Here is a 2,970-nt window from a genome sequence, read left to right as displayed (position 1 = left end):
CACCCGCACTGTGGAGCCCGCGACCTCGGCTCGTCGGCGGAAGGTTCGGGGTAGCGCCTGCACCAACTTGTTCAGCGCAGTGCGAGCGGTGGCATCACTGCCGATGCCTCCCAACGCCACGAACAGCGCCTGCACTTCGGGCGCGGTCAGCCCGGTCAGATCGGTCCGCGCGCCCCCGACGAGCCGCCACCCGCCGCCGCGACCGCGCTGCGGGTAGACCGGCACGCCGGCACCGCTGAGTGCCTCGAGGTCGCGGCGCGCTGTGGCGACCGAGACCTCCAGGTGCTCGGCGAGGGCCGCGGCAGTCACGGTCCCGCGGCGCTGCAGGTAGAGCGTCGCGGCCACGAGTCGATCGGCGCGCATGCTCCGACGTTATCCAGAAAAGTGCTCACTAGGTGCGCAGTTTGGCGGCGAGAGTGGTGAGACCGACAACGAAGGAGACACCGTGTTCCACGGACCAGCCACCGTCAACATCTACGCCGCCGACATGCCTGCGGCGATCGCCTGGTACACCGAGCTGTTCGAGCTCGAACCGTACTTCCGCCGGCCCGAGGAGGGGCCTGTCGCGTACGCGGAGTGGCGCATCGGCGACCTGGAGACCGAGGTCGGCGTCATCGACGCCGCATGGGCGCCCTACCCCGTGGGCACCGCGGCCGGCGCCGTGCTGCACTGGTCGGTCGACGACGTCGAGTCGGCCCACGCCCGACTGCTCGCGCTCGGCGCCACCACGCTCGAGGGGCCGACCGTCCGAGGCGAAGGTTTCGTCACGGCGTCAGTGACCGACCCGTTCGGCAACGTGCTCGGGGTGATGGAGAACGCGCACTACCGCGAGCAGCGGGCCCGGCTGGTCAACTGAGCCAGAAGGTGTCGACATCGAGCAACCAGTGGTTGCGCAGCGTGAGGGCGCGCTCGATTCCGGCGAGCACGCCACCGACGAGCAACGTCGCCGTGAGCCAGCCCGGCAGCGCCACCGGCGAGGTGAACGTGCCGACCTGCTCCGCGACGGCATCGATCGCCGTGATCCGCTCAGCGACCTCGGGGAGGGCGACGGCAAGGCCGAGGACCAGCATCACCACGGCCGTTCGCGCCAGCCACCGGCTCAGGCGCGGGTTCGCGACGTCCAGGCGAGCCCGCCACCACTCCGCGGTGCGAGGCGCGGGGTAGAGCTGCTGCTCACTGCCGTCCTCGAGCACGAGGTGCATCCGCTTGAGTCCGTACGTCGACGACGCCACCTCGATCCGCCCGCCAGGAACCGGGAACCTGGTCGGCAAGGAGGCCTTCGACCGTTGCCTCCCGTCGACGTACAGCACGGCATCGTCGTCGAAGATCGGCACGTCGACCACGTACCGGACGCCCCGGTGGTCGATGCCGAACATCGTCCGGTGCAGCACCTGCCAGCCGCGCATCGGCGTGAGCGCGCGGCCGTCCCCGTCCTTCGGCTTCCCCATGGCTACCTCCACCCTCAGTCTTCGGGCACAGCGGGCTTCACACATCGGCCGAACGAGGTACGCGCGGTCCCCACGACGGCGGAGGTGGCACGCGATGTCGGACCTGGCGGGTAGACCACATGGATGAGAGAGACCGATGTGACCCCCGGCGCCCCCGACACGTGGGCAGACCAGATGCTGCGCCAGTTCGCCGAGGAATTGATGCGCCCGCACGAGGGCGAGTGCCTGCAGTGCTACGTCGCGAGAATGCTCGACGACTTCGGGTGCGACACGAGCCTGCGGTTCGCGACGCGCTTCCGTGACACGACCGCTGCGAGCGCCACCGCGCTGCTGCGCCACCTCGGGCAGGCCGGCGCGTTCTGTGATTGCGAGATCTACCTCAACGGATGGTGGCTCGACAAGAGCCTCTGGCAGAGCGCCGGCACGCCCGCGACTCCTTCAACCGATACCGCTGCTACCGCGCCGCCAGAGCCGCTGCCGCCATGCGCGACCGTGCGGCGCGGGTCGGTGCAACCGTGCGCCAACTGGGAGCGCCGGTCTCGGTACGCCTGGTGAGGCTCAGCCGATCAGCTCGTGCGCGCGGGCACGGGCCCAGGTCTCCGCCGCAGACACCGCGTCGAGGTCGAGCGCGGCGGCAGCGGTGCCCTCGTGCTCCCCCAGCACACGCTCGAGCGTGCCCCCGATGTCGAGGAAACCAATCCTGCCGGCGAGGAACGCCTCCACGCACTCCTCGTTCGCGGCGTTGTACACCGCGGGGTGCGTGGCCGATGCCGTCACGGCGGCACGTGCGAGGTCGAGTGCCGGGAACGTCTCGTTGTCCACCGGCTCGAACGTCCACGCCGTGGGTTCATCCCACCGGCATGGCTGCGCCGCACCCGGAACCCGGTCGGGCCACCCGAGAGCGAGCGCGATCGGGAGCCGCATGTCCGGCGGGGACGCCTGCGCGATCGTCGACCCATCGGCGAACTCCACCATCGAGTGGATGACCGATTGCGGGTGCACCACCACCGTGATGTCCTCGACCCGCACGTCGAAGAGCAGGTGCGCCTCGATCAGCTCGAGTCCCTTGTTCACCAGGGTCGCCGAGTTGGTGGTCACGACCGGACCCATCGCCCACGTGGGGTGCGCGAGCGCCTGCTCAGGTGAGACGTCGGCGAGCTCGGCGCGCGTGCGGCCGCGGAACGGCCCGCCCGAGGCCGTCAGGATGATCCGAGCGACCTCCTCGCGCCGGCCGCCGCGCAGCGACTGCGCGATCGCCGAGTGCTCGGAGTCGACCGGCACGAGCTGATCGGGTCGTTGCTGTGCCGCTCGCACGAGCGGCCCGCCCGCCACGAGCGACTCCTTGTTCGCGAGCGCGAGCGTGGAACCGGCCGTCAGGGCGGCGAGCGTCGGTGCGAGCCCGATCGAGCCGGTCATGCCGTTGAGCACCACGTCGGCGCCAGCGCCTGCCGCCTGCGTGGCGGCGTCCGGCCCCACCACGATCTCGGGGGCGGGCACATCGACGCCCGCCCGAGCAGCAGCA

The 2,970-nt window shown here is 70.9% G+C and carries 5 protein-coding genes; 2 read left to right on the top strand and 3 right to left on the bottom strand.

Annotated elements, in window-relative coordinates; all coding sequences use genetic code 11:
• Window positions 1-363, bottom strand: a 363-nt coding sequence (locus ACOJSN_RS08850) for a helix-turn-helix transcriptional regulator (RefSeq protein ID WP_420112132.1), incomplete at its 3' end; no start/stop codon positions are given.
• A gap of 82 nt (window positions 364-445) precedes the next feature.
• On the opposite strand from ACOJSN_RS08850, the gene ACOJSN_RS08845 reads away from it, so the two are divergent.
• Window positions 446-856, top strand: a complete 411-nt coding sequence (locus ACOJSN_RS08845; protein ID WP_420112131.1) for a VOC family protein — start codon at window positions 446-448, stop codon at window positions 854-856.
• Here the strand turns inward: ACOJSN_RS08845 and ACOJSN_RS08840 are convergent.
• Window positions 849-1,448, bottom strand: coding sequence for a hypothetical protein (locus tag ACOJSN_RS08840; protein ID WP_420112130.1), 600 nt, complete (start codon window positions 1,446-1,448; stop codon window positions 849-851). The two genes, ACOJSN_RS08845 and ACOJSN_RS08840, sit on opposite strands and share 8 nt — an antisense overlap.
• 123 nt (window positions 1,449-1,571) lie before the next feature.
• Between ACOJSN_RS08840 and ACOJSN_RS08835 the strand changes: the two genes are divergently transcribed.
• Window positions 1,572-2,003 carry a DUF2695 domain-containing protein gene (locus ACOJSN_RS08835; RefSeq protein WP_420112129.1) on the top strand — a complete coding sequence of 144 codons (432 nt, stop codon included), beginning with the start codon at window positions 1,572-1,574 and terminating at the stop codon, window positions 2,001-2,003.
• Between the two features lie 3 nt (window positions 2,004-2,006).
• On the opposite strand, the gene dxr is transcribed toward ACOJSN_RS08835, so the two are convergent.
• Window positions 2,007-2,970: 1-deoxy-D-xylulose-5-phosphate reductoisomerase (gene dxr / locus ACOJSN_RS08830; RefSeq protein WP_420112128.1), on the bottom strand; the 964-nt coding region annotated here is incomplete at its 5' end.

Origin of the sequence: Pseudactinotalea sp., assembly GCF_048594945.1 — a bacterium.
Lineage (GTDB): Bacteria > Actinomycetota > Actinomycetes > Actinomycetales > Beutenbergiaceae > Pseudactinotalea.
Note: the sequence above shows the minus strand (reverse complement) of the source record. Positions and strands in the feature narration are given on the sequence as shown.

What these genes read in the sequence shown, in the direction of transcription:
- ACOJSN_RS08840 (WP_420112130.1), bottom strand. Translation starts at nt 1,448, where the DNA reads ATGGGGAAGCCGAAGGACGGGGACGGCCGCGCGCTCACGCCGATGCGC.
- ACOJSN_RS08835 (WP_420112129.1), top strand. Translation starts at nt 1,572, where the DNA reads ATGAGAGAGACCGATGTGACCCCCGGCGCCCCCGACACGTGGGCAGAC.